At 70.4% G+C, this 14,109-nt stretch carries 13 protein-coding genes; 6 read left to right on the top strand and 7 right to left on the bottom strand.

Annotation, left to right across the window (positions count from 1 at the left end):
• The first annotated feature begins 119 nt into the window (after positions 1-119).
• Positions 120-1,589: an AI-2E family transporter gene (locus ABZT74_RS23120; RefSeq protein WP_356437693.1), complete on the top strand. Its 1,470-nt coding sequence runs from the start codon at positions 120-122 to the stop codon at positions 1,587-1,589.
• Positions 1,590-1,693: 104 nt separating this feature from the next.
• Here ABZT74_RS23120 and ABZT74_RS23115 read toward each other — a convergent pair whose 3' ends face one another.
• Positions 1,694-2,227: an alkyl hydroperoxide reductase gene (locus ABZT74_RS23115; RefSeq protein ID WP_355865293.1), complete on the bottom strand. Its 534-nt coding sequence runs from the start codon at positions 2,225-2,227 to the stop codon at positions 1,694-1,696.
• A 6-nt stretch (positions 2,228-2,233) separates the two neighbouring features.
• The gene (locus tag ABZT74_RS23110) at positions 2,234-2,788 is read right to left on the bottom strand and encodes a peroxiredoxin (RefSeq protein ID WP_355865290.1); all 555 of its coding nucleotides are present in this window, start codon (positions 2,786-2,788) and stop codon (positions 2,234-2,236) included.
• Between the two features lie 273 nt (positions 2,789-3,061).
• Between ABZT74_RS23110 and ABZT74_RS23105 the strand changes: the two genes are divergently transcribed.
• The 4 genes from ABZT74_RS23105 to ABZT74_RS23090 all read left to right on the top strand — a co-directional run bounded on the left by ABZT74_RS23105 (position 3,062) and on the right by ABZT74_RS23090 (position 6,338).
• The gene (locus ABZT74_RS23105) at positions 3,062-4,024 is read left to right on the top strand and encodes a LysR substrate-binding domain-containing protein (RefSeq protein WP_356166850.1); all 963 of its coding nucleotides are present in this window, start codon (positions 3,062-3,064) and stop codon (positions 4,022-4,024) included.
• Positions 4,025-4,201: 177 nt separating this feature from the next.
• Entirely contained in the window at positions 4,202-5,398 is a 1,197-nt protein-coding gene (locus tag ABZT74_RS23100; protein ID WP_356437690.1) for a MarR family transcriptional regulator, read from the top strand.
• A gap of 54 nt (positions 5,399-5,452) precedes the next feature.
• Entirely contained in the window at positions 5,453-5,905 is a 453-nt protein-coding gene (locus tag ABZT74_RS23095; protein WP_355865283.1) for a roadblock/LC7 domain-containing protein, read from the top strand.
• A 4-nt stretch (positions 5,906-5,909) separates the two neighbouring features.
• A complete protein-coding gene (locus ABZT74_RS23090) occupies positions 5,910-6,338 on the top strand; it encodes a hypothetical protein (RefSeq protein WP_355865281.1) in 429 nt (142 codons plus the stop codon).
• Between the two features lie 59 nt (positions 6,339-6,397).
• Here the strand turns inward: ABZT74_RS23090 and ABZT74_RS23085 are convergent, their stop codons facing one another.
• The 5 genes from ABZT74_RS23085 to ABZT74_RS23065 form a co-directional block, all read right to left on the bottom strand.
• Positions 6,398-8,782 (bottom strand): FtsX-like permease family protein, encoded by a 2,385-nt coding sequence (locus ABZT74_RS23085; protein WP_356437687.1) that lies wholly within the window; start codon positions 8,780-8,782, stop codon positions 6,398-6,400.
• The gene (locus ABZT74_RS23080) at positions 8,779-9,477 is read right to left on the bottom strand and encodes an ABC transporter ATP-binding protein (RefSeq protein WP_355865276.1); all 699 of its coding nucleotides are present in this window, start codon (positions 9,475-9,477) and stop codon (positions 8,779-8,781) included. Before ABZT74_RS23080 ends, ABZT74_RS23085 begins: the two co-directional genes overlap by 4 nt.
• Positions 9,474-10,001 (bottom strand): PadR family transcriptional regulator, encoded by a 528-nt coding sequence (locus ABZT74_RS23075; protein WP_355865273.1) that lies wholly within the window; start codon positions 9,999-10,001, stop codon positions 9,474-9,476. The genes ABZT74_RS23080 and ABZT74_RS23075 overlap by 4 nt, the downstream gene beginning before the upstream one ends.
• Before the next feature lie 260 nt (positions 10,002-10,261).
• Positions 10,262-10,510, bottom strand: coding sequence for a hypothetical protein (locus ABZT74_RS23070; RefSeq protein ID WP_355865270.1), 249 nt, complete (start codon positions 10,508-10,510; stop codon positions 10,262-10,264).
• Positions 10,507-11,403: an SPFH domain-containing protein gene (locus tag ABZT74_RS23065; RefSeq protein ID WP_355865605.1), complete on the bottom strand. Its 897-nt coding sequence runs from the start codon at positions 11,401-11,403 to the stop codon at positions 10,507-10,509. The genes ABZT74_RS23070 and ABZT74_RS23065 overlap by 4 nt, the downstream gene beginning before the upstream one ends.
• Before the next feature lie 327 nt (positions 11,404-11,730).
• Between ABZT74_RS23065 and ABZT74_RS23060 the strand changes: the two genes are divergently transcribed.
• A complete protein-coding gene (locus tag ABZT74_RS23060) occupies positions 11,731-14,061 on the top strand; it encodes a transglycosylase domain-containing protein (RefSeq protein ID WP_356437684.1) in 2,331 nt (776 codons plus the stop codon).
• Positions 14,062-14,109: the final 48 nt, after the last annotated feature.

The following is a 14,109-nucleotide window of genomic DNA, read 5'->3' as shown; positions in this document are numbered from 1 at the left end:
GGGCGCTCAACCTTTCGAAGCCCCTCCCCGTCATAGGGGGAGGGGCTTCGGCCATGTACGGTCGGATCCGAGGACTCCTGGGGGGAGTGGTGGGGAGCAACGGGGGAAAAGGACGCATCATGTCGCGAGTACCAGGGTGGCTCGGCAGGCTCGGCGCAGGACTCACCGAGCTGGGAGAGCGGTTGGACGAACGCCGGGCCGAGGTCGAGAAGGAGTCACAGGGCTCCCCCGACCTTCAGGACCGGTCCGCAGTGCGTGTTTCCGTCGAGAAGCCGGACGGACCGGTTCCCGACACGCCGGAAACGCCCGGTTCCCCGGAGGACCTGAACGACCTGGACGTCCTGGACGACCTGGGCACCCCCGAACACCCGGCGGCGGACCGTGAACCGGCCGCGCCGCCGGCTCGCCGCCCCGCCACCGAGAAGACGTCCGCACCGGCCTCGTACGCGCTGACGCCCCGTCCCGACCCAGCGCTCGCGGTGCCGTGGGGCGTGCGCGTCGCCGCCGAGGCCGGCTGGCGGCTGCTCATCCTGGCCGGCACCGTCTGGGTGCTGATGCGCGTCATCAGCGCCGTGCAACTCGTCGTGCTGGCCTTCGTGGCCGCGCTCCTCATCACCGCGCTGCTCCAGCCGACGGTGGCCCGGCTCACGCATCACCGGGTACCGCGCGGCCTCGCCACCGCGCTCACGGCGATCCTCGGCTTCGTCATCATGGGTCTGATCGGCTGGTTCGTGGTCTGGCAGGTCCAGGAGAACATCGACAACCTCTCCGGCCAGATCCAGGACGGCATCGACGAGCTGCGCAAGTGGCTCCTCAAGGGCCCGTTCCACGTGACGGACAAGCAGATCAACGAGATAGCGAAGAACCTCCGCGAGGCGGTCGGCGCGAACACCGATCAGATCACCTCGGCCGGACTGCAGGGCGTGACGGTCATCGTCGAGGGCCTCACCGGCATCCTCCTGACGATGTTCTCGACGCTCTTCCTGCTCTACGACGGCAAGCGGATCTGGGAGTGGTCGCTCAAGCTCGTCCCGGCCGCCGCCCGCCCCGGAGTCGCGGGTGCCGGCCCGCGCGCCTGGCGCACCCTCACGGCGTACGTGCGGGGCACGGTGATAGTCGCCTTGATCGACGCCATCTTCATCGGCCTGGGTATCTACTTCCTCGACGTCCCCATGGCCGTCCCGCTCGCCGTCTTCATCTTCCTCGGCGCGTTCATCCCGCTGGTGGGCGCGGTGATCTCCGGAGCCCTCGCAATCGTCGTCGCCCTCGTCACCCAGGGCGTGTTCACCGCCCTCATGACCCTCGCGGTGGTCCTCGCGGTCCAGCAGATCGAGGGCCATGTCCTGCAGCCGTTCATCCTCGGCCGCGCGGTGCGCGTCCACCCGCTCGCGGTGGTCCTGTCGGTCGCGGCGGGCGGCATGATCGCCGGCATCGGCGGAGCGGTCGTCGCGGTCCCGCTGGTCGCGGTCACCAACACCGTTGTCACGTACCTGCGTTCGTACGCCCATGAGGCGGGTCTGCGGCACTCTCCCGAGCCGCGGGGCGCCACGGCGCTCGACGCGTCACCGGCGAAGAGCCTCACGCCGTAGGAAGTCCCGTGCCGCCTCCGGCGACCGGAGGCGGCACGGAAACCACTCAGGGCCCCGCTCACCGTCGTGGTGAGCGGGGCCCTGAGCGTTGTGCGAGGCGAGGACTACTCGGCGAGTACGGCCTCGGCGTCCAGCGTGGCGCCGACGGCCTGGAGGACGGCCGCGATCTTGAAGGCCTCCTGGATCGTCTCCCGGTCGACGCCCGCCTTGCGGAGCACCTGCTCGTGCGAGTCGAGGCACTGTCCGCAGCCGTTGACGGCGGAGACGGCGAGCGACCACAGCTCGAAGTCGACCTTGTCCACGCCCGGGTTGCCGATGACGTTCATCCGCAGACCGGCGCGCAGCGTCCCGTACTCCGGGTCGGAGAGCAGGTGCCGCGTGCGGTAGAAGACGTTGTTCATCGCCATGATCGCGGCGGCCGACTTGGCGGCCGTGTACGCCTCGGGCGACAACTGGGCCTTCGCCTCGGGCTCCAGCTCACGCAGCACGCGCGGCGAACGCGAGGCGATCGCGCAGGCCAGCACCGTGCCCCACAGCTGCTGCTGCGGGAGGTCGCTGTTGCCGATCACCGAACCGAGGTTCAGGCGCAGGTCCTTGGCGTAGTCCGGTATGGCGGACTTCAGTTCGTCGAGAGCCATGGAAGATCACTCACCGGCCAGCAGGGCGACCGGGTCGAGGGTCGTCTCGCCCTTCGTCCAGTTGCACGGGCAGAGCTCGTCCGTCTGGAGAGCGTCGAGGACCCGCAGGACCTCCTTGGGGTTACGGCCGACGGAGCCGGCGGTCACCATGGAGAACTGGATCTCGTTGTTCTGGTCGACGATGAAGACGGCACGCTTGGCGAAACCGTCCTCGCCCTCGATGCCGAGGTCACGCATGAGCTCGTGCTTCGAGTCGGCCATCATCGGGAAGGGCAGGTCACGCAGGTCGGCGTGGTCCTTGCGCCAGGCGTGGTGCACGAACTCGGAGTCGCCGGAGAAGCCGAGGACCTGGGCGTCACGGTCGGCGAACTCGTCGTTCAGCTTGCCGAAGGCGGCGATCTCGGTGGGGCACACGAAGGTGAAGTCCTTGGGCCACGCGAAGACGATCTTCCACTTGCCTTCGTAGGTCTTGTGGTCGATCTGCTCGAACTCCGCGCCCTTCTCCAGCGAGACGCAGGCGGTCAGGTCGAACTGGGGGAACTTGTCACCAACAGTGAGCACGCATTCTCCTTGCAACGGGGAGCCGTCCCTTTTGGGGGCGTTTCCCTTGGGTTGGACGAACGTGATGTTGGCACAGGCTGCATTGATTCGGGAAATAGCTACACTCGGTCGGGTTGATCGGTTGCGTCTATCAGTGACCGTCGGTGAAGCGATCCGGAGAGAGGTGCGGCCGTGACGAGCTCCAGCCACGAGGCCGACCCCGTGGGCGGCACGACAGCCGTGGGCAGGAGCGTCCCCGCCGGCCGGTCGATCCCCCTCGGGCGGGGCGCGAACATCGGCCGCCCCGGGGCCAAGGGCAACGGGCGCCGTCAGCCCAGCCTCGCCCAGCTCCGCGCCTTCGCCGCCGTCGCCGAGCATCTGCACTTCCGCGACGCCGCCGCCGCGATCGGCATGAGCCAGCCCGCGCTGTCCGGGGCCGTCTCCGCCCTGGAGGACACCCTCGGCGTGACCCTGCTGGAGCGTACGACCCGCAAGGTGCTGCTGTCGCCCGCCGGTGAGCGTCTCGCCGTACGGGCCAAGGCGGTGCTGGAGGAGGTCGGCGCGCTGATGGAGGAGGCGGAGGCCGTCCGCGCGCCGTTCACCGGAGCCCTGCGCCTCGGCGTCATCCCGACCGTCGCCCCCTACCTCCTGCCCACCGTCCTGCGGCTCGTCCACGAGCGGTACCCCGACCTCGACCTCCAGGTGCACGAGGAGCAGACGGCCAGCCTGCTGGAGGGGCTCGCGGTAGGACGGCTCGACCTGCTGCTCCTCGCCGTGCCGCTCGGAGTGCCCGGCGTCACCGAACTCCCGCTGTTCGACGAGGACTTCGTGCTGGTGACCCCGCTCGACCACTGGCTCGGCGGCCGGGAGGGCATCCCGCGCGAGGCGCTGCGCGAACTGCGTCTGCTGCTGCTCGACGAGGGGCACTGCCTGCGCGACCAGGCGCTGGACATCTGCCGCGAGGCCGGGCGCGCCGACGCCCCCGTCACCACCACCGCCGCGGGACTGTCCACCCTCGTCCAACTGGTCGCCGGCGGACTCGGCGTGACCCTGCTGCCGCGCACCGCCGTCAAGGTGGAGACGACCCGCAGCAACCAGCTCCTCACCGGATACTTCGCGGATCCGGCCCCCACCCGGCGCATCGCGCTCGCCATGCGCTCGGGCGCGGCCCGTGGCACCGAGTACGAGGAACTGGCGGCGGCCCTGCGTGACGCGCTGCGCCCGCTGCCCGTCCGGGTGTTGGGCCCACGGGACTGAACTGCCGCGCACAGGCGGTCATTTGAGCGACCGATGAAGGCTTTCGAAAGGCGGGAATTCTCAACTTCCGTCAGGTAGTGCGACTCCCGCGAATGCGTGCGCCCCGGCTGATACACATACCCCCTCAGTGTGACGCGTCAGGCGTCTGTGCGAAATGCCGGAAGGTCCAGGGGAGCGATGTCGGGCATTCGGGATTCCCTCGGCCGGGTCGGATTCGACCTGCTGTCGAGCGCGCTGAGCGAATGCCGACAGGCGCGCGCGACGGGAAAACTGCGGGTGTCCGGAAGGCCCGGGGGCGTCTTCCACCTGCACGACGGCTGCGTCGTCGCCGTCGAGAGCCCGGGCGCTCCGGGCCCCGAGGCGCGTCTGCTGCGCTCCGGCCGGGTCAGTGGCGAGCAGTGGGCCGAACTGCTCCGGGAGGCCGGCGGCACCCGGTGGCCGCAGGCCGGGCTGATCGCACACGGTTACGCGGGCGCCGCACAGCTCCGGGTGGTCTGCATGATGGCCATGCAGGACGCGGCGTTCGCCGTCGTCGCCGGGGACGTCGAGGCGTGCGACCCGCTGGACGCCGCCTTCGAGCCTTACGCGCCCGTCGACCGGGGGGAGATGCCGGGGCGGCTGCTTCAGGAAGCGGCGCGCAAGCTGGCGGCTGTCGCATCGCTGCCCCGGCCCGTTCGGCCGGACCGTGAACGTCCCGTACAGGGCGTCGTGGCGGACGAGTTACGGGACCAACTGCCGGTACAGCAAAGGGAATTGTTTCTTCATGCGGACGGCCGGCGGACCGCCCGTGACATCGCCTTCGTGACCGGACTCGGTGTCTACACCGCCACGGTCGGGATGGCCCGCCTGCTCGGCGAGGGCCTGCTGGTACTGCCCGAGGCGCCCGCGTCCGCCTCCCCGGTCACCGTACGCATCCCGCCCACCGAGTCCCTCAGGAAGCGTTCGCCATCCACTGTGCCGGGCCCCGATCCGGAGCTGCTCTCCGCACTGGCCGCGGCGCTGACCGCCGGAGCGGACGACACGGACTCCGCAGCGGAGGCCGCCGACCCGTCCTCTGCGGGGGAGGGCACGGGGGCGGCCGTCACCGAGGGCGACCGCACCGCCCGTACGGATGCCTCCGAAGGGTCCGGTGACGGCAGCCCCGCGGACGTCCCGGACGGTGAAGGGCCCGACCACCCCGATGCCGTGGGCCCCTCCCCGGCGCTTCGGTCGGCCGCCCTCGTACTCCCCGGTCCGGACGCCCCCTCCCTGCCCCGCCGCGAACCCGGAGCGAGCGGAATCACCGAAACGCTCGCGCCCGAGAGGGCCGCGGTGAACTGGAAAGGGTTCTTCCGTCTGCGGCACCGGATCTGGACGCCGGATTCCGGCACCTGACCCCGCACCGCCTTTTCCTGACCAAACGCACCCCGATACCAGGGAGTTCAGCTCATGAATCACGAGGCACTGGCCAACGAGATGAGAGGCCTCCGGGAACGGGTGACCGGAATCACCGACACGGCGGTGGCCGCCGCCGACGGAATGCTCATCGCGGCGGACACCGCCGACACCATCGAGGCCGAGAGCCTCGCCGCGATCGCCGCCGCCGGACTCGGCATCGCGCGCCGCGCGACCGCCGCGACCGCCCGGGGCACCTTCCGGCAGACCGTGACCTACGGCAGTCAGGGCTGCGCCGCCTTCTACGCGGTCGGCGACACCGCACTGATGATCGTCCTCGGCGACGAGGGCATCGACCTCGAACGGCTCCACGAGCAGACCCGCCCGGTCCTCGGACGCATCGGATCGATCCTCGCGGGCGACGACCCGGAGCCGGCCGCCGGGACCCCGTACACCTCCGGCCCGTTCGCCGGAGCCGTGACCGAGACCGCGACCGAAGGGGTATGACGAGATGGCCACCAAGCAAATGCGACCGGGATTCTCCGACCAGATCATGGGCCTGGTCAAAGCACTGCGCACCGACGCCCCGGACTGCCTCGCCTCGGGTGCCGTCGACATGTCGACGGGCATGCTGCTCTCCTACGAGACCGTCGACAACCACCCGCCGGAGGTGCTGGACCTGCTCGCGGGTGCGACCCTCGACCTGTTCCAGGGGCGCACCGTCCAGATGATCGAGGACGTCTTCAAGGAACGCCGCGGGGTCGAGAGCGACCAGCACTTCTTCCAGGAGATCCTCGTCAACAGCGACAACCTCACGCATCTGTTCGTGCGCATGAACGAGCAGCAGGACGTGGTCGCCGTGGTCGTCTGCCGCAAGGCGGTGAACGTGGGCATGCTCTTCGCCCAGGTCCGCCGCGTGGTGCGGGAGTACAGCATCTGAACCACGTGCGGGTGGCCCTCCCGACCGGGAGGACCACCCGCACGTGCGAGGGACGCGGCCTACTCCGTGCGCAGACCGTCCGGCCGCATCAGGCGGATCAGCGGCGGCATGCTGAGCAGCGTCACCAGCAGGACCACGCCCGCGCCGATCCCCGTCATCGCCAGCATGCTCGGCCAGTCCACGCGCACCGGCGTGTTCGTCATCTTCAGCAGCACCGTGCCGAGGGTGAGTCCCACCACCGACGCGAGGGCGAGGCCGAGAGCGACCGGGATCGCGGTCTGCCACAGCACCGACAGGCTCAGTGTGCGGCGCCGGGTTCCGAAGGCGACCAGCGAGGACAGCAGCTTCCTGCGCTCCCGCAGCTGTTCCAGCTGCGAGACCAGCAGGCTCGCGCCGATCAGGAAGAGGACACAGGTCGCGCCGACGAACAGTCCGGTGCGGATCGACGTGAAGCGCCGCGACTGCTCGCTGGCCGTCCAGGTCATCGCCTCCGCGAGCGGGCCGATCGACGCGGCGGTGTTCCGCACGTGGTCGCGGACGTCGGGCACCGACATGTCCAGCGTGAGGTAGACCTCCCCGTTCACGGCCGCCGCGGCGCCGGCGGGCAACGCGCCCCGGGTGATCAGGATGCCCCCGCGGTCGTAGCCGGCCGGGCCGTCGCGGCCCTCCGCCTCGAGGACGCGGCCCGGCAGGGTGAACGGGGCCTTGTGCGCGACGCCGCCGTTGAAGCTCGGGTCGATGTAGATCGTGCGGCCCGGCCGCGCCAGCTTCGGGGTGTCCCTGTCGTACTGGGCGTCCTGGACCGCGAAGACGTCGCCGTCCTTGCAGGAGGGCAGCTCGGCCACCTCACGCAGGGCCGCACAGGTGCCGACGGTCACGGATCCCGAGAGCCGCGGGTCCTTGGCGCGTTCGCCCGCGTAGGAGAAGGACAGCGGGATGATCTTGCGGACGCCCTCGGTCCGCGCGAGCTTTCCCGCGGCCTCGTCGAGCGGCACGCCGCCCGGCACGGTGACCGACATCTGGGCGCGTGACAGGTCCCGCTGCGAGGGCTTCGTGTAGTCGCCCTCCACACCGGCGAACAGCATCTGCAGGGCGATCGCGCCGGCCACCGCCACGGCGATGCCGTTGACCATGCGGGCCGCGGTGCCGCTGCTCAACTGGAGTCGGCGGATCGCCAGTTGCCAGGCGACCCCGCCCGAGTTCAGCCGGGAGACGACCGCCTCGACGACCCAGGGCAGCAGTGCCGTCACGCCGACCAGCAGCAGGATGACGCCACCGATCACCATGGACTCGTTGAAGTTCCCGTTGCTCCGTCCCTGCCCGATCATCGGGTAGAGCAGGGCCAGTCCGCCGAGCGGCAGCAGCAGCCGCCACCACAGGCGGCGCTTCGGGGGCCGTGCGGTGCGCACCACGCCCAGCGGCTCGATGACGACCCCGCGCAGCGCGAAGAGGGTCACGCCGACGGCCGCCGCCGGGACGCAGACCGCGACCAGGGCGACCAGCGCCGGTGTGGGATTGAGGTCGCTCGGGAAGACGCTGATCTCGAACAGGTCGATCAGTCCGGCGAGTCGGCGGCCGAGCAGGAAGAACCCGGCGCCGAGCACGAGGCCGAACAGGGCCCCGGCCATGGCCTCGCCAGCCGCGACCCGGCGGGTCATCCGCCCGTCCGCGCCGACCAGCCGCAGCGCCGCCAGTCTGCGGTCGCGCCGCTCGCCGCCGAACCGCACGGCCGCGGCGATGAACACCCCGACGGGCATGAGGAGCACGACGAAGACGATCAGGACGAGCAGCAGCAGGACGGGGTCCAGCGACTCGGAGCGGTCCTTCGATCCGAACGCGTCGATGCGGGTGACCCGCAGGTCCGGCCTGCCCGCCACGGACAGGCTCTCGCTGCCCGCGTAGTAGGCGAGTTCGTGCGGTCCGATCAGCCCGGAGTCGGCGATCGTCCCGGTGACGCGATACGGCAGGCGCTCACGCAGCAGCGCTCCGTCGGCGGACTTCAGCAGCCGGTCGAGGGCGGGCGAGACGGCCATCTCGCCGATGTGGGGGAACGTCCGCAGGCCCGGGGGCAGCGGGGCACGGGCCCCCTCGCGCTGGAGGAGCCGGCCGCGTACGTCGGCGGACCGGTACGTGGTGTCGGTGTTGCCGACGAGGAGGGTGCGGTCCGACTTCTTCATGACCGTCGAGCTGAAGGTCATGTCGTTGCGGTCGCTCTCCCGGCCGTGCCGGGTGGACAGGGCGCTCGGGATCGCCGTCGTGAGCAGCAGCAGCGCCACTCCGAGGCCGACCCCGACGGCCGTGAGCAGCACGCGCACCCAGGCCTCACGGCCGCCGGTCAGCGCGAACCTGGCGCCCATCCCGAGGTCGCGGGACCACTGCGGAAGCCTCGGGGCGGTGCGCGCCGCCCCGGTCGGGGCGGCGGCGGGGGACGGGCGGTCACTCATACGATCCGCTCCATGTCCCGTGACTTCCCGTCGCGTACGACGATCTCGCGGTCGGAGTAGGCGGCCACGCGTGCCTCGTGCGTGACGAGGACGACGGCGGCGTTGGTCGAGCGGGCGGCGTCGGTCAGCAGCTGCATCACGCGCTCGCCGTTGAGGGAGTCGAGCGCGCCGGTCGGCTCGTCGGCGAACAGTACCCGCGGGCTGGTGACCAGCGAACGGGCCACGGCGACGCGCTGTCCCTGGCCGCCGGAGACCTCACCGGGCCGCTTGCCCTTGACGTCGTCGACCTCCAGGCGCTCCATCCACGTCAGGGCGGCGCGCTCGGCCTCCTTGCGGCCGGTGCCGTTCAGCCGCAGCGGCAGCGCGACGTTCTCGACACAGGTCAGCTCCGGGACGAGCTGGCCGAACTGGAAGACGAAGCCGAACTCGGAGCGCCGCAGCGCACTGCGCTGGGCGTCGTTCATCGTCGCCATCTCGCGGCCGTTGTACGTGATCGAGCCCGAGTCCGGGGGGACGATGCCGGCGAGGCAGTGCAGCAGGGTCGACTTGCCGGATCCGGAGGGACCCATCACGGCGACGACCTCGCCGGGGTGGATGGAGAACTCGGCCCCGTCCAGAGCGGTGGTCGGGCCGTAGGCCTTGCGCAGCTCCGAGGCGGTCAGCAGGGAGCCGGGGGGAGGGGTGGCGGAGGTCATCGGGTCGTCACCGCCTCGGCGAGCTTGTCGAGGCGCGCGGCGGTCAGTTCCAGCCAGCGCAGATCGGCTTCGAGGTGGAAGAGCGCGTGGTCGCAGATCAACTGGTCGGCCAGGTCGCCCTTGCGCTTGCGTTCGGTCAGCATGCGCATCATGCGCAGGTGCTCCGAGCGCTGGGTGTCGAGGATCTCGCTCGCGTCGCGGTGCGTCAGCAGGGCGAGGACGATCTTCGTGTAGAGGGTCGACTGGAGGTACGGCTCGGGCTTCTCCGGCGTGGCGAGCCAGCGCTGGACGTCGGTGATCCCGGCGTCGGTGATGGCGTACCGCTTGCGCTCGGGACCGCCGCCCGCCTCTATGCCGTCGACCTCGACGAGGCCGTTCTTCAGCAGCCGCGACATCGTCGAGTAGACCTGGCCGTAGTGCAGCGGCCGGTCGTGACCGAACTTCTCGTCGAAGGCCCGCTTCAGGTCGTAACCGTGGCGCGGGCCGGACTCCAGGAGCCCCAGGAGGGTGTGACCGATGGACATGCGGAGCACTCTACACAGTGCGTATACATGCCGTGTATACCCGCTGTGCACAGTCCCTGACGCTGGGCCGACCGCGGGGTGTGGCCGGGCAGAGGCTCCCTGGTCAGGAGCGATTGTCACGGTTTCGAATCAGGCCGCGGCGCCCGGACAGCGGGGCTCTCGGCTCGCGCGGCACCCGGGGTGGAGGTGAACCCCGGGCCGCCATGTCTCCGGTCCGCCATGTCCTCGGCCCGCCATGTCCCTGGCGGGCCGAGGACCTTTCAGCTCTCCGGCTCCCCGGAGACCGGCGGCCGCCCCCGGCGTGGGATCGGACCCGCGCCGCCGGGCAGGCGCCCGGCCTCGCCGAGGGCCCGGCGCAGCAGGAACTCGATCTGCGCGTTGGCGGACCGCAGTTCGTCGCCGGCCCAGCGGGCCAGCGCCTCGTACACCAGCGGATCGAGCCGCAGCAGTACCTGCTTGCGCTGCTGCTGCGGCCGACGCGGCGGAGTTCCCTCCGTGGGAGACGTCACTGGTAGAGGGATCCCGTGTTCAGGACGGGCTGCGCCGCGCGGTCACCGCACAGCACCACCATCAGGTTCGACACCATCGCCGCCTTCCGCTCGGAGTCCAGCTCCACGATGTCGCGCTCGGTGATCCGGGCGATCGCCGCCTCGACCATGCCGACCGCGCCGTCCACGATTTGCCGCCGCGCCGCGACGACCGCTCCGGCCTGCTGGCGCTGGAGCATCGCGGAGGCAATCTCGGGAGCGTACGCGAGATGCGTGAAGCGCGACTCGATGATCCGCACGCCGGCGGCGGCCACGCGCGCGTGCAGTTCGACGGCGAGCTTCTCGGTGATCTCCTCGGCGTTGCCGCGCAGCGAGAGGCCGTCCTCGTCGTGGGCGTCGTAGGGGTACTCGATGGCGATGTGCCGGACCGCCGCCTCGGTCTGCGTGGAGACGAACTCCAGGAAGTCGTCGACCTCGAAGGTGGCCTGGGCGGTGTCCTGCACGTTCCAGACGACGACCGCCGCGAGCTCGATCGGGTTGCCGTAGGCGTCGTTGACCTTGAGGACGGCCGTCTCGTGGTTGCGGACGCGGGTCGAGATCTTGGTCCGGGACGTGAGCGGGTTCACCCAGCGCAGTCCGTCCTGGCGGATCGTGCCGCGGTAGCGCCCGAAGAGCTGGACCACGCGGGCCTCGCCCGGCGCGACGGTGTTCAGCCCGCACATCGCGAAGAACGCGGCGACGGCGACCGCGACGCCCAGGATGATCAGCGCCGCCTGCGCCCCGCCGGACCGGACGACCCCGCCGCCGACGGCGCACAGGGCGGCGCCGAGAAGCAGGCCGAGCAGGCCGAGGAGCAGCGCGAGCCCCCCGCCGATGCTGTGCGCGGTGAACTCCCGCACATGCGGCGCGGGCATCTCGGGGAGGTCGGCCGGGGTCGCGGGGTCCGGTGCCCCCGGGGTGGGCGAGGACGCGTGGGAAGCGTGTGACGACATGGTGGGTCCCCCGTCTCGTACGGCATAGCTTTGGTCTAGCTAAGTGATATCACTTTACCGCGCATCGCAACCTTCCGCGCCTCCCGGTCGTCGGTTTTGTTGGGGCCCCTGCGGAGGGCGTGCTGATTGTCACGTCCGGAAAAGGCCGGATCGGCGGCCCTTTGTCATAGCGCGCGGTGTTAGCTTGCTGAGCTGACCTGAGCGACGAACGTGTGTGCCACACGAGAGTGAAGCGGAGCGGATCGACCCATGGGACGAGCGGAAGAGAGACGAGCGCGGCAGGCGCAGGGCCGCCGCGCGGCGCCCAAGCGCTCGTCCGGACACGAGTCGGCGGGCCCCGATACCGGCGCGAAGGCGGGCGGGAAGCCCCGCCGCACCGGCATACGCAGGTTCGTGAACTGGAAGACGATCCTCGGCACGTTCCTCGGCGTCTGCCTGCTCGGCATGGGCGCCTTCATCGTGCTCTACATGGTCGTCTCCGTGCCCGAGGGCAACGCGGCCGCGCGACTGCAGAGCAACGTCTACGAGTACGGCGACGGCAAGACCCTCGCGCGCACCGGCAAGGTCAACCGCGAGATCGTCGACCTGTCCAAGGTGCCCAAGGGCGTCCAGAAGACGTTCGTCGCCGCCGAGAACAAGTCCTTCTACAAGGACTCCGGCGTCGACCTGAAGGGCACGGCCCGCGGCCTGCTCAACACGCTTTCCGGCAAGGGCAAGCAGGGTGGTTCGACGATCACCCAGCAGTACGTCAAGAACTACTACCTCAGCCAGGACCAGACCGTTTCGCGCAAGCTGAAGGAAATGGTCATCTCGCTGAAGGTGGACCGCAAGAAGTCCAAGGACGACATCCTCGCGGGCTACATCAACACCAGCTACTACGGGCGCAACGCGTACGGCATCCAGGCCGCCGCGCAGGCCTACTACCGCGTCGACGCCAGCAAGCTCAGCGTCGCGCAGGGCGCGTACCTCGCCTCGCTGCTCCAGGCGCCCAGCCAGTACGACTGGGCGGTCGCCACGGACACCGGCAAGCGGCTGGTGCAGGCCCGCTGGAACTACACCCTCGACAACATGGTCGAGCAGGGCTGGCTCGACTCGGGCAAGCGGCAGGGCATGAAGTTCCCCAAGCCCCTGGACCCCCAGGGCGCGGCGGGCATGCAGGGGCAGACCGGCTACCTGGTGACCGAGGCGCAGAACGAGCTGGCCCAGCAGCTCGTCGCCCAGGGCAAGGCGGACGACCTCGACGACGCCAAGGCCCTGGTCGACGCGGGCGGCTGGACGATCAAGCTCAACATCGACAAGAAGAAGCAGGCCCTGCTCGAGCAGACGGTGAAGAAGCAGCTCACCGGCAAGCTCGACCCGAAGAAGCGCAAGGTCGACGCCAACCTCCAGGCCGGCGCCGCGTCGGTCGACCCGAAGACCGGCAAGGTCCTCGCGATGTACGGCGGCCAGGACTACTTCAAGCACTACATCAACAACGCGACCCGCCGGGACTACCAGGCGGCCTCGACGTTCAAGCCGCTGATCTTCGCCGCGGCCCTCGCCGAGGAGGCCAAGACCCGCTCCGGCAGGCCGATCATGGCGAACACGGTCTACGACGGCACCAACCGCCGTCCCGTCGTGGGCAGCGACATCGCCTTCGCGCCGCCGAACGAGGACGAGCACAGCTACGGCGACGTCACCGTGCAGACCGCGATGAACAAGTCCATCAACGCCGTCTTCGCCCAGATGGGCGTCGACGTCGGCATGGACGAGGTCCTGAAGGTCGCCGGCAAGCTCGGCATGAACACCAAGGGACTCCAGGCGGTGCCCGCCCAGACCCTCGGCTCCATGGGTGCCAGCCCGCTGGAGATGGCGGGCGTGTACGCGACGCTCGACAACCACGGCAAGAAGGTCACCCCGTCGATCCTCGCCTCGGCCGAGCACAAGGACCTCACGGTCGACATCCCCGACCCCATCGGCGAGCAGGTCATCAGCGAAGAGGCCGCGGACACGGTCACCTCGGTGCTGACCGGCGTGGTCGACGACGGTACGGCCCGTGTCTCGGTGCGGGACAACCCGTCCCGTGACGGCCAGCAGGTCGCCGGCAAGACCGGTACCTCCGACAACAACAAGTCGGCCTGGTTCACCGGCTACACGCCGAACCTCGTCACCTCGGTCGGCCTGTTCGGTGAGGACGCGAAGAACCACCACCAGGTCTCCATGAAGGGCGCCACCGGCCTCTTCGCCGAGGGCGGCCGCGTCAACGGCGGTGGCTTCCCGGCCCAGATATGGGCGGCGTACACCTTCGGCGCGATGGACGGCAAGGTCAGCAAGTTCGACCTGAACACCACTTCGGGTGCGGCGGTCGAGCCGACGGACACGCCGACCATCAGCCAGTCGCCGTCCGACACGCCGTCGTCGACGCCGTCGACCCAGGAACCGTCGTCGGAGCCGCCCTCCAGCAGCAGTCCGCCGACGCCCTCGGACAAGCCGTCGACGACCCCGCCGTCGTCACCGCCGCCGTCCACGCCGTCGCAGACCCCGAGCGGTCAGCTCCCGGACAACCCGTTCGGCCAGGACGACCAGAGCCAGGGACAGTAGCCGCGCACAGCACACGGCACGCGAGAGGGGCACCCGGATCTCCGGGTG

This window comes from Streptomyces sp. NPDC005302, assembly GCF_040607345.1.
Taxonomy (GTDB): Bacteria; Actinomycetota; Actinomycetes; order Streptomycetales; family Streptomycetaceae; genus Streptomyces.
This window is presented reverse-complemented; position numbering and strand designations above follow the sequence as displayed.

Excerpts from the sequence above, each read along its gene's own strand:
- ABZT74_RS23120 (WP_356437693.1), top strand. The coding sequence starts at position 120 with ATGTCGCGAGTACCAGGGTGGCTCGGCAGGCTCGGCGCAGGACTCACC.
- ABZT74_RS23115 (WP_355865293.1), bottom strand. The coding sequence starts at position 2,227 with ATGGCTCTCGACGAACTGAAGTCCGCCATACCGGACTACGCCAAGGAC.
- ABZT74_RS23100 (WP_356437690.1), top strand. The coding sequence starts at position 4,202 with ATGTCGGGCATTCGGGATTCCCTCGGCCGGGTCGGATTCGACCTGCTG.
- ABZT74_RS23095 (WP_355865283.1), top strand. The coding sequence starts at position 5,453 with ATGAATCACGAGGCACTGGCCAACGAGATGAGAGGCCTCCGGGAACGG.
- ABZT74_RS23090 (WP_355865281.1), top strand. The coding sequence starts at position 5,910 with ATGGCCACCAAGCAAATGCGACCGGGATTCTCCGACCAGATCATGGGC.
- ABZT74_RS23085 (WP_356437687.1), bottom strand. The coding sequence starts at position 8,782 with ATGAGTGACCGCCCGTCCCCCGCCGCCGCCCCGACCGGGGCGGCGCGC.
- ABZT74_RS23080 (WP_355865276.1), bottom strand. The coding sequence starts at position 9,477 with ATGACCTCCGCCACCCCTCCCCCCGGCTCCCTGCTGACCGCCTCGGAG.
- ABZT74_RS23075 (WP_355865273.1), bottom strand. The coding sequence starts at position 10,001 with ATGTCCATCGGTCACACCCTCCTGGGGCTCCTGGAGTCCGGCCCGCGC.
- ABZT74_RS23065 (WP_355865605.1), bottom strand. The coding sequence starts at position 11,403 with ATGCCCGCGCCGCATGTGCGGGAGTTCACCGCGCACAGCATCGGCGGG.
- ABZT74_RS23060 (WP_356437684.1), top strand. The coding sequence starts at position 11,731 with ATGGGACGAGCGGAAGAGAGACGAGCGCGGCAGGCGCAGGGCCGCCGC.